The 20,616-nt window shown below is 64.1% G+C and carries 19 protein-coding genes; 14 read left to right on the top strand and 5 right to left on the bottom strand.

Features of this window, described 5'->3' with window-relative positions; genetic code table 11:
- Positions 1–2 precede the first annotated feature (2 nt).
- Positions 3–968, bottom strand: coding sequence for a VOC family protein (locus J2S59_RS02925; RefSeq protein ID WP_068122706.1), 966 nt, complete (start codon positions 966–968; stop codon positions 3–5).
- 261 nt (positions 969–1,229) lie between these two features.
- On the opposite strand from J2S59_RS02925, the gene J2S59_RS02920 reads away from it, so the two are divergent.
- Both J2S59_RS02920 and J2S59_RS02915 read left to right on the top strand, forming a co-directional pair.
- Positions 1,230–2,081, top strand: coding sequence for a 3-hydroxyacyl-CoA dehydrogenase family protein (locus tag J2S59_RS02920; RefSeq protein ID WP_068122746.1), 852 nt, complete (start codon positions 1,230–1,232; stop codon positions 2,079–2,081).
- 75 nt (positions 2,082–2,156) lie between these two features.
- Positions 2,157–3,128: an NAD-dependent epimerase/dehydratase family protein gene (locus J2S59_RS02915; RefSeq protein ID WP_068122708.1), complete on the top strand. Its 972-nt coding sequence runs from the start codon at positions 2,157–2,159 to the stop codon at positions 3,126–3,128.
- A 27-nt stretch (positions 3,129–3,155) separates the two neighbouring features.
- On the opposite strand, the gene J2S59_RS02910 is transcribed toward J2S59_RS02915, so the two are convergent.
- Genes J2S59_RS02910 through J2S59_RS02895 form a run of 4 tightly spaced genes read right to left on the bottom strand, consistent with a single transcriptional unit; the run spans position 3,156 to position 7,004 of the window.
- Positions 3,156–3,938, bottom strand: a complete 783-nt coding sequence (locus J2S59_RS02910; RefSeq protein WP_068122711.1) for an enoyl-CoA hydratase/isomerase family protein — start codon at positions 3,936–3,938, stop codon at positions 3,156–3,158.
- Positions 3,935–5,041, bottom strand: coding sequence for an acyl-CoA dehydrogenase family protein (locus tag J2S59_RS02905; RefSeq protein WP_181642282.1), 1,107 nt, complete (start codon positions 5,039–5,041; stop codon positions 3,935–3,937). Before J2S59_RS02905 ends, J2S59_RS02910 begins: the two co-directional genes overlap by 4 nt.
- Positions 5,038–6,225, bottom strand: coding sequence for an acyl-CoA dehydrogenase family protein (locus J2S59_RS02900; protein ID WP_246360476.1), 1,188 nt, complete (start codon positions 6,223–6,225; stop codon positions 5,038–5,040). The genes J2S59_RS02905 and J2S59_RS02900 overlap by 4 nt, the downstream gene beginning before the upstream one ends.
- Positions 6,222–7,004: a crotonase/enoyl-CoA hydratase family protein gene (locus J2S59_RS02895; protein ID WP_068122717.1), complete on the bottom strand. Its 783-nt coding sequence runs from the start codon at positions 7,002–7,004 to the stop codon at positions 6,222–6,224. The genes J2S59_RS02900 and J2S59_RS02895 overlap by 4 nt, the downstream gene beginning before the upstream one ends.
- 443 nt (positions 7,005–7,447) lie before the next feature.
- Between J2S59_RS02895 and J2S59_RS02890 the strand changes: the two genes are divergently transcribed.
- The 12 genes from J2S59_RS02890 (at position 7,448) to J2S59_RS02835 (ending at position 20,514) form a co-directional block, all read left to right on the top strand.
- Positions 7,448–9,025 carry an ABC transporter substrate-binding protein gene (locus J2S59_RS02890; protein ID WP_181642285.1) on the top strand — a complete coding sequence of 526 codons (1,578 nt, stop codon included), beginning with the start codon at positions 7,448–7,450 and terminating at the stop codon, positions 9,023–9,025.
- 99 nt (positions 9,026–9,124) lie between these two features.
- Positions 9,125–9,883, top strand: coding sequence for an SDR family NAD(P)-dependent oxidoreductase (locus tag J2S59_RS02885; protein WP_220138542.1), 759 nt, complete (start codon positions 9,125–9,127; stop codon positions 9,881–9,883).
- Between the two features lie 28 nt (positions 9,884–9,911).
- Complete coding sequence (locus tag J2S59_RS02880) at positions 9,912–10,952, top strand: amidohydrolase family protein (protein ID WP_068122725.1); 1,041 nt, start codon at positions 9,912–9,914, stop codon at positions 10,950–10,952.
- On the top strand, positions 10,945–11,418 hold the full coding sequence (locus J2S59_RS02875) for a (2Fe-2S)-binding protein (protein ID WP_181642287.1): 474 nt from the start codon (positions 10,945–10,947) through the stop codon (positions 11,416–11,418). Before J2S59_RS02880 ends, J2S59_RS02875 begins: the two co-directional genes overlap by 8 nt.
- 65 nt (positions 11,419–11,483) lie before the next feature.
- Positions 11,484–13,613: a xanthine dehydrogenase family protein molybdopterin-binding subunit gene (locus J2S59_RS02870; protein WP_068122728.1), complete on the top strand. Its 2,130-nt coding sequence runs from the start codon at positions 11,484–11,486 to the stop codon at positions 13,611–13,613.
- A gap of 113 nt (positions 13,614–13,726) precedes the next feature.
- Entirely contained in the window at positions 13,727–14,734 is a 1,008-nt protein-coding gene (locus tag J2S59_RS02865) for an ABC transporter permease (RefSeq protein ID WP_220138543.1), read from the top strand.
- Positions 14,731–15,630 (top strand): ABC transporter permease, encoded by a 900-nt coding sequence (locus tag J2S59_RS02860; protein ID WP_068122732.1) that lies wholly within the window; start codon positions 14,731–14,733, stop codon positions 15,628–15,630. The genes J2S59_RS02865 and J2S59_RS02860 overlap by 4 nt, the downstream gene beginning before the upstream one ends.
- Positions 15,627–16,631: an ABC transporter ATP-binding protein gene (locus tag J2S59_RS02855; protein ID WP_068122735.1), complete on the top strand. Its 1,005-nt coding sequence runs from the start codon at positions 15,627–15,629 to the stop codon at positions 16,629–16,631. Before J2S59_RS02860 ends, J2S59_RS02855 begins: the two co-directional genes overlap by 4 nt.
- Positions 16,628–17,422: an ATP-binding cassette domain-containing protein gene (locus tag J2S59_RS02850; protein WP_181642289.1), complete on the top strand. Its 795-nt coding sequence runs from the start codon at positions 16,628–16,630 to the stop codon at positions 17,420–17,422. Before J2S59_RS02855 ends, J2S59_RS02850 begins: the two co-directional genes overlap by 4 nt.
- An 83-nt stretch (positions 17,423–17,505) precedes the next feature.
- Complete coding sequence (locus tag J2S59_RS02845) at positions 17,506–18,474, top strand: phosphotransferase family protein (RefSeq protein ID WP_306824787.1); 969 nt, start codon at positions 17,506–17,508, stop codon at positions 18,472–18,474.
- Positions 18,461–19,759 (top strand): acyl-CoA dehydrogenase family protein, encoded by a 1,299-nt coding sequence (locus tag J2S59_RS02840; RefSeq protein WP_068124734.1) that lies wholly within the window; start codon positions 18,461–18,463, stop codon positions 19,757–19,759. Before J2S59_RS02845 ends, J2S59_RS02840 begins: the two co-directional genes overlap by 14 nt.
- The gene (locus J2S59_RS02835) at positions 19,756–20,514 is read left to right on the top strand and encodes an SDR family NAD(P)-dependent oxidoreductase (RefSeq protein WP_068124736.1); all 759 of its coding nucleotides are present in this window, start codon (positions 19,756–19,758) and stop codon (positions 20,512–20,514) included. The genes J2S59_RS02840 and J2S59_RS02835 overlap by 4 nt, the downstream gene beginning before the upstream one ends.
- Positions 20,515–20,616: the final 102 nt, after the last annotated feature.

The following is a 20,616-nucleotide window of genomic DNA, read 5'->3' as shown; positions in this document are numbered from 1 at the left end:
CGTCAGCTGGTGTGGGGGACGATCTCGATCAGGGCCCCGTCCAGTTCGTCCGGATCAATCCGGATCAGTTCACCGCCGGCAGAGCCGAGGGAGTGACGGGTGAATCGGGTCCCGCGTTCCGTGAGGTCCTGCGCCTTGGCGTCGAGGTCGATCGCCGATAGCCGGATGTAGTACGGCCCGGGGCCCCAGTTGTAGAGGTAGCGGCTCTCGTCGGTGGCCCACTTGGTCGGCTCAATGAGGTCGAGAGTGCCGCTGTGGCCGAGGCTGAAGCCCATGCGGGCACGGCGGAGCCCTTCTTCGGGGAACTCCTCGATGGTCGTGGGCGACCATTCCAGGTTTTCGCTGAGCAATGCGAGGATCGCGTCCAGGTCACGGACCAGGAAGCCCCGGGCCACGACCCGGACCAGGTCAGCCGGCTGCGGGTCGCGCGGCTCAGGCGCCGGCACGTCGTACGTCGACTCAGGCAGCTGCAGTGGGCCCGCCGCCATGATCTCGATGCACAATCCGCCGTCGACATCGGGTCGGTAGCGCGGGTCTTCGGGCAGGCAACCGAGCCAGATCCGGTCGAAGGGCATCTCGGGGGTGAGGCGTGCGACCCGGAAGGGCACGCGTCGCTCGTGCAGTCGCTGCACCATGGCTTCGAGGTCCTCGGTGATCAGGACCGTGGCGTGGGTCTTGATCGGCCGGGAGACGCCCTGGAACTCCTCGAGGCTATGCAGGTAGACCGGGAACATCGGATCGCCCTCGTTCGGTGCATCGAGGTGTCCTTGGGGCTCGAGCCGGGTGGGTGCAACGGCGAGCGACTTGTGGGTGCGCAGGAAGTGCGCGACGTACGGATGCCCAGGGAACGCCTGGCGCCAGTTCGCGTGACCCTGAGCGCCGACCTTCTGGACCAGGAGATCGGCCATCCGGTCGGCGTCCTTGACCATCAGGTCGCCGCTGAGCAGCATCGTGAAGGGAGAACTCATCACAAGATCCTTCCGGTTCGGGCATCTACGAAATTGCGTCGGGTCCGGAGGCGCTCAAGGGTGGCCCCGGCGATGTCGTCCGTTGCAGTTAGTGGCCCTTCTCGTGGCCGGCCGACTCCGCCTCCGACGAGGGTGGTTTCACTCATGTGTTGCTCCCGATCGGACGCGGATCAGATTGGCTCGCAGTAGACTCATGATTCATATACTGTCATATTTGTGCAGGCCGAGTGCGTGCTTCGGAATGGTAGAGAGGCTGGGACGATGAAGATCGCGGTCATTGGTGCCGGAACGATGGGAAGCGGTATTGCGCAACTGGTCGCTACGGCGGGTCATGAAGCGGCTCTGGTCGACATCAGCGCAGAGCAATTGGAAAGCGGGACAACCGCGATCGAGAAGAGTCTCAGCCGGCTGGTGAAAAAGGGAACGTTGGGCGAGGCCCAGTCCGACGCTGTTCGCCAGCGCGTGGCGGTGAGCACCTCGGTGGCCGAGGCGGTGACCGAGGTCGATGTCGTTATCGAGTCCGTCGTCGAGGTGCTGGAGGTCAAGCAGGCGGTCTTCGTAGAGGTCGTTGCCCACGCGCCGGATGATGTGCTGCTCGGGACAAACACCAGCCAGTTGTCCATCACTGCGATCGGTTCGGCCATTCCGGAACACGCGTCGCGGCTGGTGGGGCTTCACTTCTTCAACCCGCCGGTGTTGATGCGTCTGGTCGAGGTGGTTGCAGGTCTTGAGTCGAGCGAGAAGGCCATCGAGCGAGCCATCGCGTTGGGTGAGTCCCTAGGCAAAGAGACGGTGCTCTGCCGCAAGGATAGTCCCGGATTTCTTACCTCCCGGATCTCTGCCTTGGTTCGTCTTGAGTGCTTGCGGATGTTGGAGGAAGGGGTCGCCAGTGCTGAGGACATAGACAAGGCGCTCAAGGTCGGCTTCAACTGGCCGATGGGTCCACTGGAGCTCGGCGACTTCAACGGCCTGGACACCTATCTGCACATCCTCGGCTCGCTCGAACAGACGCTGGGGGAGCGGTTCAAACCAACTGTCACGCTGCGCAACCTGGTTGCAGCGGGACGCCTCGGTCGCAAGACCGGTCAGGGCATCTACTCCTACCCGTCCTGAGGGGCGGGAGCAAGATGGGAAACCGGCGCGCGGCCCCGGCGACCTTCTCGCCATCCTCGAATGACGGAGTCTTCGATGATCAGCAACGCTAAAATTCTCATCACAGGGGCAACCGGACTGCTCGCCCGTCCCGTGGCCGAAATTCTCGCCCGCGAGAACGAGGTGTGGTGTCTCGCCCGGTTCAGCGATCCTGCGGTGCGGGCGTCCCTATCGGCCGCCGGGATCACGACGCATGTGTGGGATATGGCCGGCCCCGACCTTGGCAACCTCCCCGACGACTTCACGCATGTCCTTAGTTCAGCCGTTCATAGGGAGGTCGATGACTGCGACAAGGCCATTGAGGTCAACTGCACGGCCGCTGGCCGGCTGATGACGCACTGCCGGAACGCTCAGGCATACCTCCATGTTTCGAACAGCAGCATCTACCAGCGGGCCGCCCCCGATCACGCCCATCGTGAGACCGATCCTCTTGATGGCGCGGGTGGCTACCGGCCGGCATACACGGTCAGCAAGCTCGCGACAGAGGGAGCTGTCCGCGCCTTTGCCAACGTGCTGGGCTTGCCGACCACGATCGCACGGATGAACGTGGCGTACGGGCCTACGGGCTGGGGTGGCGTCCCGATCCAAGATCTGGCGATCATGCTGCGCGGTGAGTCGGTCAAGGTTCCGGAAGATTACGACAACTGGTGCATGCCGATCCACACCGCCGACATCGCACGCCAAGTCCCGTTGCTCTGGGAGGTGGCCAGCACGCCTGCCACGGTCGTGAACTGGGGCGGCGACGACATGGTGACCCATCGCGAGATGATGGAACACGTCTCCGCGATCACGGGAGTCCCCATCACGTTTGCTCCGGGCCCCTCGCCACGAGAGACCTACGGTTTTGACAACACCCGGCGAATCGAGCTGGTCGGTCGGTGCGAGATCTCTTGGCGAGACGGGGTCCGCGACACAGTGGCCCATTTCCACCCGGAGTTGATCGCTCCTCACACGCGGACCAACAGCTTGGCTGCTGAGCCCGTGTCACGGAGCGATCAGAGGCGCTGACCTCGCCGAGCCCTTACCCCGTCGGAGTCAGCGGCCCCGAAAGTTGCCCGGCTGTCTCTCGCTGAAGGACCGCTGGGCCTCGGCGTAGTCCTCCAAGGCCGAGACGATGCCGAAGTGCGAGGACACCATGTCGTAGTGGGTGCGCAGGTCGATGGATTCGGCGGAGCGCACCAGCCGCTTGATCATCGAGATTTGGATCGGTGGCGCGGCGGCGATCCGTCCGGCGAGGGCCATGGCTTCGTCGAGGACCGTTTCGTCGGCGTATACATGGTTGACGAGGCCGAGTCGCAGCGCCTCTTCGGCGCCGACTGCGTCGCCGGTCATCAAGAGCTCCATGGCCTTCGCGGTACCAACGAGGCGGGGGAGCAGCCACGCGCCGCCGTCGCCAGGGACCAGCCCGACCTTGATGTAACCCTCAATCAGCCGGATCGACCGGCCAGCCACCCGCATGTCACACAGGAGAGCCATGTCGAGGCCGGCGCCGACAGCGGCGCCGCGCATGGCTGCAATCACCGGCTTGTCGAGGTCGGCGAGGGCGATTGCTACTTGGTGCACTCGGTCGGTCAGCATCGACTTGCGGCCCATGGGAGTGTCATCAACTTCAGCCAGCGCAGCAAGATCGACGCCGGCGCAGAACGAGTCGCCTGCGCCGGCCACAACCACGGCACGCACGCTGTCATCCCGCGCAGCCTCGCGAAGGGCGGCCGCCCACGCGTCGACCATGTCGAGCGTAAAGGCATTCTTCTTGTCGGGCCGGTTGAGCGTTATGGTCGCGATTCTGTCGCCGGTTGCGTAGGCAAGGTCGCTCATCGGATTCCTGTCAGTAATGGCCACAAGCCGGTTGAACCCGCGTCGGTCGCAGCGCTGGCAACTGCGGCGGACCACTCCGCTTCGCTGCCCCACTCTGAGCGCCACGACCACAGTCGCGTGGTGTGGTGGTGGAGCGGGTGTTCCTCAGTCATGCCGAGTGCGGCGTGGATCTGGTGGGCGATCGCGGCGCCGGTACTCGCTGCCTGCGCACTGCGTACCTTTGCGGCCGCGACCAGTAGCGCCGTGTGCTGCTCCGAGAAGCCGTGCTGCAGGGCCGCGCGGACGGCCTGGTCGACCGCGGCCCCCGCAGCTGCGGATTCCGCTACCAAGTGCGCGAGCTGGTGCTGAACCGCCTGAAAAGCGGAGAGAGGGCGTCCGAACTGTTCGCGCTCACCGGCATAGACGAGTGTGCGGTCACGGACCCGGACTAATGCTCCCGCCGTGAGCGCGGCTCGACTGAGTGCGCCGCGAAGACGTAGTTCGTCAATGGTTCCCGCCGGGAGGGGATGGACGGCTGCTACCGGGCCATGGGCTGTGATGGTGTCGCGCGGTTCCTGGGCCAGGCTTCGCCCTTCGACGCGTTCGTGGTCCTTCGCCCCGAATACGACGAGCAATTCAGCATCGGCCACGTCGCGAGCGGTCGCGACGATGGTCGCTCCGGGCGCTGTGGGCACGCGATAGACAGTCCCACGGACTTGCCAAGCCCCGTCTTCGCGGGTCGCGACGAGATCGGATCGACCGGTCGTCACGGGACCCTCCGGTTGCACCCGGCCCGCAACCTCGAGCAACCAACCAGCCAGCAACGATGTCTCGGCGAGGGGACCGGGTGCGGCGTTCTCACCGATGACGCGGAGTACCTCGGTGGCGGCTAGCAGGCCCCCGCCGTGGCCACCGCCCGACTCGGCGAGTCCAAGCCGGGTGACTCCTACCTTGTCGAGCGCCTTCCAGACCTCGTGGGCAGTGGTCGTTGGATCGGCGAGGCGCTCTGGCGTGCACACGTTGGCGAGGACGGCTTCCGCCATCGAGGCGAGGGAATGTAAATCGTCCGCGGTCAGTTCATCCAGCCCGCTGCATTGACTGGCGTTCATACTGTCGGTGGTCATCGGACTCCCATTCCTCGCGCAATCACGCCGCGCAGGATCTCGTTCGTGCCACCGCGAATGGTGAAGCCCGGCGCATGAAGGATGGCCTGCGCCAAGATGTGGGCAAGTTGATCGTTCGACCCAAGATCGGGCTCTTCGTCGAGCACGGTTCGGGCCACGTTGACGACGTCGCCCTCGAAGGTGGTTCCAAGATCCTTCACGAGTGCTGCTTGGACCTCCATCAACTGCCCGGCCGCGAGGCCGATGGCGACGTTAAGCGACATCTCGCGAAGGGCGGTCAGCCGTGCGAGCAGTGCGCCCAGTTCAATGCGACCGCGGCCGTCGTCGCGTCGCGCAACCGAGTCGGTCAGCAGCATCAGCAAGGGGTACGTCGAAAGGAGCCGCTCCGGGCCGCTGCGTTCGTAAGCCAATTCGGAGGTGACCTGCCGCCACCCGTCGCCGATCTGGCCGAGCACCCGGCTGTCGGGCACGAAGACATCGGCGAGCACCACTTCGTTGAAGTGATGCTCGCCGCTGATCAAGTTGATCGGATTGATGGTGACGCCCGTGGACGTGAGGTCCACGATGAACTGAGAAAGCCCGGCGTGGCGATGCTTCGGGTCGAGTGGACTGGTGCGGGCGAGCACGATGAACGCATTTGCATGGTGCGCCCCGCTGGTCCAGACTTTGGTGCCGCTCAACATCCAGCCACCCTCGACCTGCGTCCCGCGAGTCCGCACGGATGCAAGGTCCGAACCGGAGTCGGGTTCGCTCATGCCGATACCGAAGTAGATTTCGCCACGGGCAATGCCGGGCAGGTAGGCGTGTCTGAGTTCCTCGTTGCCGTAGCGCAGGATCGATGGGGCGGTCTGACGATCGGCAATCCAGTGGGCGGCGACCGGTGCGCTCGCTGCCAACAGTTCCTCGGTCACGGCGAACCGCTCAATCGCGCTTCGCCCGTGGCCGCCGTACTCGACCGGAAGGGTCATGCCTAGCCAGCCGCGCTCGCCGAGTCGTCGACTGAAGGACTCGTCCCATCCAGCCAACCAGGCATCCGCTCTCGGCGCGTAGCGTCCTGCCGCCAACTCCTCAGCGAGGAAGGCGCGGACCTCCAGTCGAAGTGCGTGGGTGCGCTCGATGGCTTCCTCGAATGCGGCGGGCCGCAGGACACCGCTGGTGGCACCGCCGGTCGCGGTGCCGCTCACCGCCCCCTCCAAACAGGTGGTCGCTTCTCTGCGAAGGCGCGCGCGCCCTCTTGCGCGTCATTCGACGCTCGGACCGGCGCCGCTATTTCTTCCTGTCGGCGGTAGGCCTCGTCAAACTCGAGGGTGCGGGACTTCGCAACGATCTGCTTCGTCGCGGCTACCGCTAGGGGCGCGTTCCCCGCAATGGCGTGAGCCAGTTCGAGCGCCATGCTGCGCACCTGGTCTGAGGGCACCAGCCGGTTCACCAGACCGAGTTCGAGTGCGCGGCTCGCGGCAAGCGGTTCGCCGATAAGCAACATTTCCATCGCGACATGGTGGGGCAGCCGCTGGGAGAGTCTGATAGCACCTCCACCTGCGGCGATGAGTCCGCGCTTGACTTCGGGCAGGGCGAAGCGTGCCTCGGAACCGGACACGATCAGGTCGCAGGCGAGGGCAATCTCAAAGCCACCTCCGAGCACGTGGCCGTCGACGGCCGCCACCACCGGCTTGCGCGGGGGACGACCCACGATGCCGAGACCACCACGAGATCTTGTGATCGGCCGCTCCCCGGTCTCTGCGAAGGCCTTCAGGTCCATGCCGGAACTGAAGAATCCGCCGGCGCCGGTGAGCACGCCGGCGTGCAAAGTCGGATCGTCGTCCAGTTCGTCTAACGCCGCAGCGAGGGCATTGGCTGTGGGCAGATCGATGGCGTTGCGGCGGTGGGGTCGATTGATCGTCATGACCAACAGGCCGTCCGCGCGATCGATGAGCAGGTCGGAAACCACGGTCGTGTCACTCATGAATGCTCACGGCCCCTCGGTACAGACTCGAAGCCCCGGCGGGTGCAAGCCCTCAAGCTCGCAAAGCTTCTCGACGAGGGCTGCGCATCGGGCGTGGACGCGACGCAAGCTGTGGTTCACCTCTACGCGCATAGTTATCTCCCACAATCGGCAACAATGCATATCGACTATAACTGTTCGATCTGTCTCGGCGCTCCCCGGGTCGTTGTGCGCGCCGCCGGCTTCTGGACTGGCGCAGCGCCGCACATCGGCTCTGGTGGCACCGCGCCGGGTTCGCGCCACGGTGCCGGCCCCGAGGGAAGGGGCTGGTCGGGCTCGCCCGGGCAACTCGAAGATACAGATATAAAAGTATCTGTACAAACTGTTCTAGTTCCCGTAGATTCAGGACCGGAGCTTCTCCGAAGGTCGATGACAGACACTGAACACTGGAAGAGGGAGAGTTGATGCGCATTTCTCGTCTGAGCCAAGGGGTGGCGGTCTTCGCTGCAGGGCTCATGCTGGCCGCTTGCTCGGGGTCACAGAGTTCCAGCCCTTCAAACGCAGGTGACGATGGCGCGGTCGACCCGGCCGGAGTCCTCAAGATCGGATATACGACCTACGCGTCACAACTCGACCCGCACAAGGAGACGCCGCCGGATAGGACGTTCCTGCACGTGATCTACGACAGATTGTTCGCCTTGAACTCGGACTGGACTGTCCAGCCGATGCTCGCGGAATCGTGGGAGTTCTCCACGGACGGCCTTGAGTTGACGATCAAGTTGCGGACGGACGCCGAGTTCCATGACGGCGCACCTGTCAATGCGGAGGCGGTGAAGTTCTCCCTTGAGCGTGGCCAGACCCTGACTGGCTCGACGGTTGCCAACCTGCTCAGCAACATCTCCGAGGTCGAGGTAGTCGATGACTCGACAGTAAGCTTGACGCTGGCCGAACCGGACAGTGCGTTGCCGAACCGTCTTGCCACGATGGCTGGTGCGGTCATCAACCCGGCTATTGCTGAGACGCGCGAGATTGGCCTCGATCCCGCGGGGGCAGGGTCCGGCCCGTATGAGGTGACCGAGTTCAAGCCAAGCGAGAGTGCCACGTTCAAGTCTGTCGAGAATCACTGGCAGGAGGGTGCGGGGCAGCTGGCTGAGCTGCAGATCATCGGAATTCCCGAATCGCAGACTCGCATGGCAGCACTGCAGTCCGGCGCTGTCGACGTTATAACCATCAAGCAGGATCAGATGGTTGAGGCGCAGGCCTTGGAGGACTCCGGTAGTCATGTGTTGCGCATGTACGACTCACCTCTTCATTACGCTCTGATGCTGCGCTCTGATCGATCGGAGTTTGCGAATCCCGAGGTACGCCACGCGCTGTCCTACGCGATCGATCGCGAGGCGATCTCCGAGCAATTGCTCGACGGTGAGTGCACAGCGACGGCGCAACCTTGGCCGAAGGGAATGATTGGGCACGATGATGCTCTGGATTCCGTCTACGAGTACGACCCTGAGAAAGCCGAGCAGCTGTTGGCCGATGCTGGCCTAGCCGGTGGCTTCAAGTTCGAGGCGGTCGTCAACACCGGTCTGTCCCCTCAGCAGGAAATCGCCCAGGTGGTGCAGACCCAGTTGGCCGACGTAGGCGTGGAGATGGAGATTGCTCCCGTGCAGTCGACCGAAGCAACCGTGCAATTCCGCAACAATGATCGTGACGCCTACCTGCACGTGATCAACGGAGAGTCGGATCCGAGCCTGACGATCGCAAACAACCTGCTCGGGGTCTACAACCTCGCCAGTGGGGACGCAGCCGACAAGCTCAGGGACCTAGCTGTCAAGGGTGTGGACCCGGCCCTGGACGCGGCCGCTCGCGATGCGAACTATCGAGAGATCTCCAGCCTCTTCTCAGATGAGCAATGGTACCTGCCCATCTGTTTCCAGCCGACGATGTATCTGTTCCCTACGGATGCTGTTGGTGACGAGGACTTCTCGCTCGCATGGACGGGCATGTTCGACGCCCGGTTCCTCGCGCGTGCCACTGCGGACTGAGCCACTCCGGGCCAATCCGGGCTCGGGGAGGGGCCATCGCTTCCCTCCCCGGGTCGGGACGTCATCGCGTGCGTGCCCAGAGCTCAGCAAGGAGTTAAGTTGCCAAAGCCTCACGCTGGAAAAGTCGCGTTCATCACTGGAGGCGCACAAGGACTCGGCCGCGCTTTCGGTGCGGCGCTGGCAGGTGAAGGCGCCATCGCGGTACTTGCCGACATCGATGTGCATGCCGCGCAGGTCGCCGCAGAGCAACTCCAGGCAGAAGGGCTTAATGTCCTGGCCGTCGGGTGCGACGTCGCCGACGAGTCAAGTGTCGACGCCGCCGTCGCGAGCGCTGTGTCCCAAGCGGGGGGCATAGACATCTTGGTTAACAACGCCGGCATGCACCTCGCGCGATACAACAGGCCCTTCTCCGCGCAGCCACGCGCGGACGTAAGGGCGATGTTCGACGTAAACGTCATCGGCGCCGTCAACTGCACCCTGGCCTGCGCGACGTCGATGCGCACACGTGGCGGTGGCTCCATCGTCAACATCTCGTCGATGGGTAGCTACCCGTCTACCAGTCCCTACGGCGTGTCAAAGTTGGCCGTTCGTGGTGTCACCATCGCATTCGCACACGAGTTGGCGGATGCCGGAATCCGTTGCAATGCCATCGCTCCCGGGCTGGTGGCGACCGAGGCAGCCGTGGCAGATCTCGCTGCATCGTTCGTCGACGAGATCGTCAACGAGCGTCAGCTCATTCATCGGTTGGGGGCGGTCGACGACATTGTCAACATGCTCCTGTTCCTGTGCTCGGACGAGGCGAGCTTCATCACGGGTGAGACCTACCGGGTGAGCGGTGGCGCCACCCTTTCGATCTGACCAGCGCAAGTAGAAATCAGGTACTCCAATGGCCGTCGAACATGTCACGGATCAGGCAGTGGGTTTGGCAACGAGACAAGTCATCGACACCCACAGCCACTGGCGCCCGCCTGGCTATGTCGAGCTCATGCTTGCGGCGGCTGAACGCGATCCGGAGTTTCGCCGCCGATTCTCGCTGTCCGTGCGCTCGGCCGCCGAGGCACGTCGAAAGGCGCCCGAGGAGTCTCTCGCCGAGAAGATCGCCGATCTCGACATGGGCGGTGTCGACGTCGCGCTGATCTCGCTTCCGCCGCCCGGTGCAAACTTTGTGCATCAGCAGATCTCAGAGCGGGTCGCCAGCGAGATGAATGACGCACTGGCGGATACCGCGGCTCGCAGCAACGGTCGGATCAGGGCGCTGATTTCGCTGCCGCTCCCAGCAGTCGCGGCGTCACTCGCGGAACTCGACCGGTTCGGCGGTGATCCGGGTGTCGCCGGCGTGCAGCTGATCTCGAATATCGGTTCACGCGATGTCGCGCCGGACCGGAGCGAAGAGGTGCTTGCTCGGGCTGCTGAACTCGGTCTGCCGGTCGTCCTTCATCCCGCGGTGGAGTCGGGCGTCGAGACTCTTGACGATTGGATGCTCGATGCGAGTCTCTCGCCGGTGGTCACCAGTAGTTTGGCCGCGGCGCGACTGGTGCTGTCCGGAGTCCTGGATCGGGTACCTGACCTCAATGTCGTCGTTCCGCACCTGGGCGGCGTTCTTCCGTATCTCACTCAGCGGTTCGTCGACTTCGGCACTGGGTCGGCCGAACATGACCTGGTCTATTACTTGCGGCACCGACTTTTCGTGGACACATGTTCATACCATCCGCCTGCCATGCGGTGCGCCATCGCCACCCTGGGAGCGGACCGTCTCGTGTTGGGCAGCGATCACCCTTCGCGTGGTGCGGTCGGGCGAGCCGTAGCGGACGTCCGGGGACATTTCGAGACGGACCAGGAAGCTTCTGCAGTGCTCGGTGGTACGGCGGCTACCCTCTTCCGCCTTGCCGTGAGTGAGCCTCATCGCCACGGAGTGGACTATGGCTGACGACATTCAGCTGGAAGTCAACGGTGTGACGCGAATGGTTCGCGTCACACCGAATACGGTCTTGCTGCAGGTGCTCCGCAACTATCTGGGGCTGACGGGCACCAAGTTCGGTTGTGGGCTCGAACAATGCCGTGCCTGCGTGGTCCTGGTCGACGGTCGCGCGGTGCCGTCATGCTCGACCGCCGTTAACGCATTCGTCGACAAGCAGATCGTCACAGTGGAGGGACTTTCCGAAGGACCAGATCTGCATTCGGTTCAGCGAGCGTTCATTGCCGAAGGGGCGGCGCAGTGCGGCTATTGCACGCCTGGAATGATTATCGCCTCGGTTGCTCTGCTCAACGAGGTCGATCAACCGACCGAGGCCCAGATCCGTGCTGCCCTCGAGCCACACCTGTGCCGCTGTGGTTCTCATCCGCGAATCATTAGGGCCGTCCAGCGGGCTGCTCGTGACCGGGCGCAACCATGACGGAGCAACGAGCAGGGGTCACGCTGCCCACAAGCCTCGCGCGGCAGCCAAATTTGGACAATTGGGTGCGGATCGACACGGCCGACACGGTCACGATCTTCACCGGCAAAGTGGAACTCGGCCAAGGCATCCTCGCCGCCATCGCCCGGATCGCAGCGGAGGAGCTCGACGTGCGCGTTGAGCGGGTGCGCGTTGAGCCCGCCGACACCGCCCACAGCCCGGAGGAGGGGTACACCGCAGGCAGCATGTCCGTCGTCGAGAGTGGCGCAGCGGTTCGACAGGCCGCTGCGGAGGTGCGCGGGTGGCTTCTGTCCTTGGCCAGCGCGGAACTGGGCGAGTCCGTCGAGGCGCTGGACGTCCGTGACGGCACGGTCGTCAGTCAGCTGACGGGGGCCACCACCACCTACTGGGACCTGATGGGTGGCCGACGGTTAGAGCGTACGGCGGATGGTCGCTTGGCTCCGAAGGGGGCCGATGTACATCGGATCGTCGGCAGAACTGACGCTCCTCGTGCCGACCTCGTCGGTCTGGTCACGGGAGGCACCCGATTCGTGAACGATCTTAGACACGTTGGTCAGGTCTTCGGGCGAGTGGTTCGTCCGCCGAGTCCGGGCGCCAGACTCCTCGAGTGCAGCACCGAAACGGCTCGGAACCTGCCCGGCATCCTCACCGTGGTCCGCCGGGGAAGCTTCCTAGGAGTGGTTGCCGAGCAGGAGGAACAGGCAATCACGGGAGCCGAGGCGCTGCGTCGGTCTACCCGGTGGGCGGAGAGTGAGACTCTGCCAGCAGACGTTGAGACGAAAGCTTGGCTGCGCCAGCAGGAGAGCCAGGCCTTCCCCGTGGTCGACGGGATGGCACTCGACGCGCCTGTTCCCGAGGAACCATACGAGTGGACGCACGTCGCTTCGTACTCGCGGCCTTTCGTCATGCATGGCTCGATCGGCCCCGCGGCGGCGATGGCGCTGTGGGAGGACGAGCATCTAGTGGTCTGGTCCAACAGCCAGGGGATCTTCGCCTTGAGGACGGCGGTGGCGGCGGTGCTCGAAATCCCTGTGGAACGAGTTCGTGTCCGTCACGTCGTGGGTTCCGGCTGTTACGGCCACGACGGCACCGACGACGCTGCACTAGACGCGTCCCTTCTGGCCATGGCTGTGCCGGGACGGCCGGTTCTCCTGCAGTGGTCGCGTTCCGACGAACACCAGTGGGAGCCCTATGGTCCTCCGGCCCTGGTCGAGCTGGCAGCAGTGCTCGACGAGTCTGGGAAAATTGTGCGATGGAGCCACCACGCCTGGGGGACCACCCATGTCATGAGGCCCATGGTTCGTGGGGGCCCCAATCTGTTGGCTGGCTGCCATCTCGATCCGCCGACGCCCCTTGACCCGCCCCGCCCCTTCCTCGGTGCCGAGGTCGGAATTCATCGCAACGCGGACCCGATCTACAGGTTCGACGAAAAGGTGATCGTCAAGCACTTCGTGCCACAGACGCCGTTGCGTACGTCGTCAATGCGAGCGTTGGGTGCGCATGCGAATGTCTTCGCAATCGAGTCATTCATGGATGAGCTTGCTGCGGGGCTGCATGTGTCACCGATCGATTTTCGACTTCGTCATCTTGACGACCTGCGAGCTCGTGCCGTCCTGGAAGCCGCCGCGAACGCCGCCGAATGGGATGGTGAGCCAACTGCAGAGTACGGAGTGGGCTCAGGGGTTGGACTTGCGCGCTACAAGAACAGCTCAGGATATGCCGCTGTGGTAGTCCACCTGCACGTTGACGACGAGGCCGCAAAGCCCGTCGTTGACAGGGTTGTGATCGCGGCCGATTGTGGCGAGGTCGTTGATCCCAATGGGCTCATCAATCAACTCGAAGGCGGCGCCCTCCAGTCCATGAGCTGGACGATGAAGGAGTCCGTCAAGTTCGATCGCACCAGGGTGACGAGTGTCGACTGGGACTCTTATCCGATCGTACGATTTACCGACGTTCCGGCGTTCACGACCGTGCTTCTGGATCATCCTGGCAAACCCTTCTTGGGAGCCGGAGAGATTGTGTCGGGGCCGACAGCCGCCGCGATAGCAAATGCGCTGTTCGATGCGACGGGCTTCCGGGTCCGGGACATGCCGTTGAGCGCAGACCAACTGCGACGGATCGCAGAGACGGAAGACTCGAGCTGGAGAGGGGCTAGAAGAATCTCCGACACATGATACAAAAGATACTAAAAGTGCATGATCTGTGTACCATGGAGCGCAGAGTTGTTGCCGGCAGTCGCGCCGCACTGAATCTCGTCGCGAGGGCGACGGCAGAGAGGGACCGATAAATGCGCATCACCACCAGGGCTCCGTCTCTGCCTCGGGCGACAGGCGGCATGGGCCGCCTAATGCTGCGTTCGGCTGGACTCCGGGTGCTTGGAGCCATACCGCTGTTGCTGATGATTTCGATGCTGATCTTCGCCCTCATGGATCTGTCTCCCGGGGACGCCGCGGAGCGACTGGCGGGCGAGAGCGCGACGCCAGCGCAGATCGAGGCGGTTCGTGCCGAGCTCGGTCTGGACGGATCCTTGCCCACGCGCTATCTCGACTGGGTGGGCGGAGTGCTCCGTGGGGACTTCGGTACCAGTCTGGGTACGAACCAGCAGGTAACGGACATGTTGGTGACGCGGCTGCCGGTGACCTTGTCGTTGCTGGCTGTGTCGATGGTGGTCGCGATTGGCGTCGGGTTGTTAGCCGGTCTGTTGGCTGCGTTGAACCCGGGACGTTGGCCTGACCGTCTGGTGACTCTCCTGTCCTCCGTACTGCTAGCAGCGCCGCCCTTCTGGATCGGCCTCCTCCTGGTCCTGGTTTTCGCGCTGAATATGGGTGTGCTTCCCGCGGTGGGGTACGTACGGTTCTCCGAAGATCCGGGAGAGTGGCTGAGACACCTTCTCCTCCCGGCCATCGCGATGGCGGGCATTCCGGCCGCAGAGATGGCTCGCCAACTCCGTGGTTCGCTGCTGGACGTCATGGCCACCGACTACATGCTGGCCACGCGGGCGAAGGGGTTGGGCGCCTTCTCTGTGATCGGCAAGCATGGCTTGCGTAATGCTTCGATCCCCGTGGTCACCGTCCTGGGTGTTCGCATCAGCCAAGCGGTCGGCAGCACTGTGGTCGTCGAGCAGGTGTTCAACATTCATGGAATCGGTTCGTTGGCGGTGCGATCTGTGCTCCAGGGCGACATCCCGGTGCTGCTTGGCATCACCTTGCTCACAACGGTCATGGTCGTCGTCGTGAATCTATTGGTCGATCTGAGTTACCCGATCCTTAGCCCGAAGATGAGAGCAGCGGCATGAGTATTGCGAACCGTCAAAGCGTCAGCGCAGCCGAACCGGTGACGTACGAACGCCCCTCCACCTGGCGACGTCTTCGGCGTGACTGGTGGTCGATGGTGGCGCTCACCGTACTCATGGCATTGGCGCTGGTGTCGATTCTGGCGCCTTGGGTGGCGCCGTACGATCCGGCCCAGCAGGACTTGCTTCGCCGACTGGAGGGGCCGAGCGGCAGCCACTGGCTCGGCACTGACGAGTTCGGCCGTGATCAGTTGAGCCGACTCATCTACGGGTCACGTCTCTCCATCCTTGCCTCGCTGGAGGCTGTTGGTGTCGCGATGGCGCTGGGCATACCGCTGGGTCTCATTGGGGGGTACGTCCGCGGCCGCGTGGACGCGGTCCTTAGTTGGTTCAACGATGGCATGATGGCTGTGCCGACCTTGGTGCTGGCGCTGACCATCGTCGCGGCGCTCGGCCCTGGACTCAGCAACGCGATGATTGCCGTGGGTCTCACCTTGGCGCCTCGTTTCTACCGCGTCGCGCGTGCCTCGACGGCGGAGGTGCGCGAATCGCCGTTCATCGAGGCGAGCCGCTCCATCGGCTGCGGGACGCAGCGGATCATGTGGCATCACGTGCTGCCTAATGCCGCTTCGCCGATCATCGTGCAGGTCTCGGTGATGCTCGGAATGGCGATCCTGGCCGAGGCCAGCATTAGCTTCCTTGGCATTGGTGCCCGTCCGCCGGACGCGAGTTGGGGAACGTTGATCCAGACCGGATCCCGTTTCATGACGACCGCACCAACGCTCCTGATTGCCCCTGGCGTCGCGATGCTTGTGACGGTTCTCGCGCTGCAAACGTTGGGCGACGGACTACGCGATGCGCTGGGAGTGCGTCGAAACACTGGGAAGGCAGGCAAATGAGCGAACCGGAAAGCCGGCTCCTCGAGGTCGACGGCTTGAGCGTCTCGTTCGGCAAGGGCGCCGACGAGGTCACCGTGGTGAAGGACGTGAGCTTCGTGCTGCACGCTGGCGAGACGCTGGGATTGGTTGGTGAATCCGGGTCCGGGAAGTCGGTCACCTCGTTGGCCGTGATGGGCCTCGTCGGGCATCAGGGCGGCCGTGTGAGCGCCGGATCGATTCGTCTGGACGGCACGGATGTCACTGGCCTCAGCGCGCGTCAGTGGCGGAGGGTGCATGGCGAAAAGATCGGCATGGTCTTCCAGCAGCCGATTCGGAGTCTCGACCCCTCATTCACGGTCGGTGAACAGATCGCCGAATCGGTACGCCGACACCGCGGGTCCTCCAGGTCCGAAGCACGGCAGGTCGCCGTGGACATGCTGGCTCGGGTCAAGATCAGGGACCCCGAACGACGTGCATCGGAATACCCGCACACCTTCTCCGGCGGCATGGCTCAGCGGGTCATGATCGCCATGGCACTGGCGTGCTCTCCGAAGGTGCTCATCGCTGACGAACCGACGACGGCCCTGGACGTTACCGTGCAGTCCGCGATCTTGGATCTGCTGGTTGAGTTGCAGCACGATCTCGGCATCGGAATCGTGTTCATTTCGCACGACCTGGGCGTTGTGGCGGAGATCAGCGATCGAGTGGCGGTGATGTACGCAGGTGAGGTCGTCGAGACGGCAACCACGAGCGAGCTGCTGACATCTCCAAAGCATCCGTACTCGCTGAGTTTGTTGAGATCGATTCCGCGGATTGGGCAGGGGCGGCGCCTCGTGGCGATCCCGGGTCGGGTGCCGCCGATGGACAGCATGCCCGAAGGCTGCCGTTTTCATCCCCGTTGCTCGCTCGCGGTCGAGTCCGTGTGCTGCCGCGATGATGTCCCGCTGTTGGCCTTGCCCGGCGGGCGGCACTCTCGCTGCAATCGTGTCGAGGCTCTTGAGAAGGAGGTGGCTAAGCTGTGAACCTTCTGGAAGTCAAGGGACTCGTTAAGGATTTCAAAGGGCGCACGGGAATTCTCCACCGGGCAGTTGATGATGTGAGTTTCACGCTCGAAGCCGGAAAGACGCTTGCGCTTGTCGGTGAGTCAGGGGCCGGAAAGTCGACCACTGGACGGTTAATTCTTCGTCTGATCGAGCCGGATGCTGGGACCGTCGTCTTCGACGGCGTTGATGTACGGGCACTCGACCGCAAGCGGCTGACGGCGCAACGGCGGTACATGCAAATGATCTTCCAAGATCCATTCGGATGTCTGGATCCACGGATCTCTGTCGGCGAATCCATCGCGGAGCCACTCTTCGTGCACTTCAAGACGCCACGCGACGAACGGATGGAGCGTGCTGCTGAACTTCTCGAGCGCGTCGGCCTCGGAAGTTCCCACATGGCGCGTTACCCGGCCCAGCTCTCCGGCGGTCAACTGCAGCGCATCTCCATCGCGCGAGCGTTAACGTTGGAGCCCAAGCTGATCGTGTGCGACGAGCCTGTGGCTGCGCTCGACATGTCCATCCGCGCCCAAGTGCTCAACCTGCTGACCGATCTTCAAGAGGACCTGGGCCTGGCCTACCTATTCGTCACTCATGACATGTCACTCGTGCAGGTCATCGCGGACGACGTGGCCGTCATGCGCAGCGGACGACTCGTGGAGAACCGCCCGGTCGAGGAACTGTTCGCCGATCCGCAGGAGGACTACACGCGCCAGCTCCTCGCAGCTATTCCGCGCGCTGAAGCCGGCCGTCGACGCCGTCATGTCCGTTGAGGCCGCCTCAGCCCGGCAGCGGATTGGTTGACATCGCGACCCTCGAGTGGTGGCTGCGGGCCACAGGCGTCGGCGTTGGCCCGGTGACCGCCGTCGAGCTCGTGTCTGGAGGCACGCAGAACATCCTGCTGGCCTTCACTCTGGACGGTCACCGGCGGGTGCTGCGTCGGCCTCCTGTGAACAAGCGCCCGGAGAGCGACCAAGTGGCGCGGCGCGAGGCGCGGATCGTCACAGCACTCGGATCCACCGACGTGCCTCACCCACGTCTGCTTGCATCCTGCGCGGGGACTGACGTCCTCGGTGCCGCCTTCCATGTAGCCGAATATGTCGACGGATTCTCCTTGTGGGGTCCCGTGCCGGAGCCGTGGTCCAGCGACCCGTCGTGGGTGCAGATGGCCGGCCTGGACACCGTCGACGCGTTTGCGGCATTGGCTCGTGTCGACCCGGAAGCCTTCGGGCTGGGCGACTTTGTGAGACCAGGCCCATGGGCGGCGCGTCAGCCGGACCGCTGGCTGCGCCAACTCTCGTCGTACGACGAGTTGGACGGCGGAACTGATGAGGCCGAGCGCCTGCCTGGGGCTGCTGCTGCCCATGCGTGGTTGGTAGCCAACATTCCGAGCACAGAACGACTCGGTCTGCTGCACGGCGATGCTCATCTTGGCAACGTGTTAGTGCGACGAGACGGGACGGGGGTGGTGCTTGTCGACTGGGAGTTGGCCACGGTCGGGGATCCTCTGCTCGACCTGGCCCAACTCCTTGCGACCTGGCCTGTCGAAGGATCGCCCTATTTTGAGCGGGTACAAGTGGCTGGCCTGCCCGACGTCGAAGAGGTTGTGGCCCGGTGGGCCACCGCGAGCGGTCGACCGATAGATGATCTTGCGTGGTACCGGGTGCTAGCCGCCTACCGACTGGCAGTACTGCTGGAGGGCACGCATGCACGGGCGCGCGCCGGCCTGGTTCCGTTGTCTACCGGCCGCACCCTGCATCAACGCGCCTGCGGCCTGCTTGCCGCGGTGACCTACAACCCCTGGAGTGCCGATGTGGGCCTTTGAAACAGAGCCTGGCTACCAGGCCCAATTGGACTGGGCTGATGAGTTCGTCCGCACCCAGGTCGAACCACTCGACCTCACACAAGGCAGCCCGTTCGATCCTTCCAACCGGCGGGTCCGCGACTACGTCCGAGTCTTGCAGGACGAGGTTCGGGCCCAAGGGCTGTGGGCCTGCCACCTGGGGCCCGAACTCGGGGGGCAGGGATATGGGCAGATGCGGCTCGCGCTGTTGAACGAGGTGATTGGTCGCTCTGTTTGGGCTCCGCTCGTCTTTGGCTGCCAGGCACCGGACTCCGGCAACGCCGAGATCCTTGCGCGTTTTGGGACCGCAGAGCAAAAGAAGCGTTTCCTCGAGCCGCTCCTCAACGGCCAGGTCTGCTCTACCTACGCCATGACCGAACCTCACGCCGGCGCGGACCCAACCCTGTTCACGACAACGGCTGTGCGGGACGGCGATTGGTGGGTGATCAACGGAGAGAAGTGGTTCGCGACCAACGCGCGCTACGCGGCTTTCCTGATCGTGATGTGCGTGACCGACCCCGATGCAGACGCACCTCATCGGCGAATGTCAATGTTTCTCGTGCCAGCGGGAACTCCTGGCGTGGAATTGGTTCGCAGCGTCGGAGTCGGCACCGACAAGCCCGGCGAGGGGACGCACGGCTACCTGCGTTTCCATGACGTGCGGGTTGCCTCCGACGCGATGCTGGGTGAGCAGGGCGCCGCTTTTGCCGTCGCCCAGACGCGGCTCGGTGGCGGCCGCATCCATCACGCCATGCGTACCATCAGCCAGGTCCGTGCCGCCCTCGACGCGATGTGCGAACGGGCGGTAGCACGGACCACGCGCGGTGGGTCGCTCGCCGATCTCGGCGTGGTGCAGCAGCAGGTGGCCGACAGTTGGACCGAGATCGAGCAGTTTCGACTGTTGGTGCTGCGCACGGCCTGGTTGATCGACAAACACCAAGACTATCGAAAGGTTCGCGGCGACATCGCCGCCGTGAAGGCCCTGATGCCCGGTGTGTTCAGCAGGGTTGTGCAGCGAGCGATGCACCTTCATGGTGCGCTTGGGGTGTCCGAGGAGATGCCTTTCGTGGAGTGGATGGGACGCGCGGAGGTGCTGGGGATTGCCGACGGGCCGACGGAGGTGCACCAGCAGACGCTCGCCCGGGTGTTGCTGAGGAGCTATGAAGCGCCTGAGGGAATCTGGCCGTCTGCCCACATTCCGACGCGCCGTGAGGCTGCGCTGACAGCGCTTGAGGGCCTGTTGGATCCAGAGGTAACGGGAGCATGAGCATCAGACCATTGGTAGGCAAGGTCGCGCTCGTCACTGGCGGCACCCGGGGGCTCGGTCGGCAGATCGCCGCGGGCCTCGCCACCCGGGGAGCGACGGTCATCGTTGCCGGCCGCGACGGAGACCGCTCGGTCGAGGCTGCGGCCGCCGTAGCCCGCGAGACGGGTGGCGCCGCGTTCGGAATGGCGTGCCACGTCGGTCGATGGGTGGAGTGTGACGCCTTAGTCGAGAGGGTCATCGCTGATCACAGGCGCTTGGACATCCTGGTCAACAACGCGGGCATGTCACCGCTCTACGACAGCCTTGAGGCGGTCACTGAGGAGTACTTCGACAAGGTGATTGCCGTCAACCTCAAGGGCCCGTTCCGGTTGAGCGTCAATGCCTCGAATGCCATGGTTGAGGGCGGCGCGATCGTCAACATCAGCAGCATCGCCGCTGTCCGCCCTTATGCCCACCAAATCCCGTACGCGCTCGCCAAAGCCGGGCTGAACACGCTCACAGTCGCGATGGCCCACGCCTGCGGTCCTAAGGTCCGGGTTAACGCGGTGATGGCCGGGCCGTTCCTGACCGATGCCAGTGCTGGGTGGGACATGGGCGCGTTCAGCGAGCGAGCGGAACGCGAGATCCCTTTGCGCCGTGCCGGGGCACCCGAGGAGATCGTCGGTGCGGTGGCCTACCTGGTCGGTCCCGACAGTGGTTACACGACGGGTGCTGTACTCAAGGTCGATGGGGGGGAGGCGTGGTCGCCCTCATGAGCGCGCATCTCAGTCTCCCCCTCACGCCACAGCTGGCTGAGCGCGGCGCCACTACCTGGATCCGATCCGCATGCCGTCTCGGTCTGAGGGACGGCCGCTTCC

The organism is Nocardioides massiliensis (assembly GCF_030811215.1).
Lineage (GTDB): Bacteria > Actinomycetota > Actinomycetes > Propionibacteriales > Nocardioidaceae > Nocardioides_A > Nocardioides_A massiliensis.
The sequence above is the reverse complement of the archived record's forward strand: the minus strand, read 5'-3'. Positions and strand labels throughout refer to the sequence as shown.

Excerpts from the sequence above, each read along its gene's own strand:
- J2S59_RS02880 (WP_068122725.1), top strand. The coding sequence starts at position 9,912 with ATGGCCGTCGAACATGTCACGGATCAGGCAGTGGGTTTGGCAACGAGA.
- J2S59_RS02895 (WP_068122717.1), bottom strand. The coding sequence starts at position 7,004 with ATGAGTGACACGACCGTGGTTTCCGACCTGCTCATCGATCGCGCGGAC.
- J2S59_RS02920 (WP_068122746.1), top strand. The coding sequence starts at position 1,230 with ATGAAGATCGCGGTCATTGGTGCCGGAACGATGGGAAGCGGTATTGCG.
- J2S59_RS02925 (WP_068122706.1), bottom strand. The coding sequence starts at position 968 with ATGAGTTCTCCCTTCACGATGCTGCTCAGCGGCGACCTGATGGTCAAG.
- J2S59_RS02915 (WP_068122708.1), top strand. The coding sequence starts at position 2,157 with ATGATCAGCAACGCTAAAATTCTCATCACAGGGGCAACCGGACTGCTC.
- J2S59_RS02875 (WP_181642287.1), top strand. The coding sequence starts at position 10,945 with ATGGCTGACGACATTCAGCTGGAAGTCAACGGTGTGACGCGAATGGTT.
- J2S59_RS02905 (WP_181642282.1), bottom strand. The coding sequence starts at position 5,041 with ATGACCACCGACAGTATGAACGCCAGTCAATGCAGCGGGCTGGATGAA.
- J2S59_RS02860 (WP_068122732.1), top strand. The coding sequence starts at position 14,731 with ATGAGTATTGCGAACCGTCAAAGCGTCAGCGCAGCCGAACCGGTGACG.
- J2S59_RS02865 (WP_220138543.1), top strand. The coding sequence starts at position 13,727 with ATGCGCATCACCACCAGGGCTCCGTCTCTGCCTCGGGCGACAGGCGGC.
- J2S59_RS02835 (WP_068124736.1), top strand. The coding sequence starts at position 19,756 with ATGAGCATCAGACCATTGGTAGGCAAGGTCGCGCTCGTCACTGGCGGC.
- J2S59_RS02840 (WP_068124734.1), top strand. The coding sequence starts at position 18,461 with ATGTGGGCCTTTGAAACAGAGCCTGGCTACCAGGCCCAATTGGACTGG.
- J2S59_RS02890 (WP_181642285.1), top strand. The coding sequence starts at position 7,448 with ATGCGCATTTCTCGTCTGAGCCAAGGGGTGGCGGTCTTCGCTGCAGGG.
- J2S59_RS02855 (WP_068122735.1), top strand. The coding sequence starts at position 15,627 with ATGAGCGAACCGGAAAGCCGGCTCCTCGAGGTCGACGGCTTGAGCGTC.
- J2S59_RS02910 (WP_068122711.1), bottom strand. The coding sequence starts at position 3,938 with ATGAGCGACCTTGCCTACGCAACCGGCGACAGAATCGCGACCATAACG.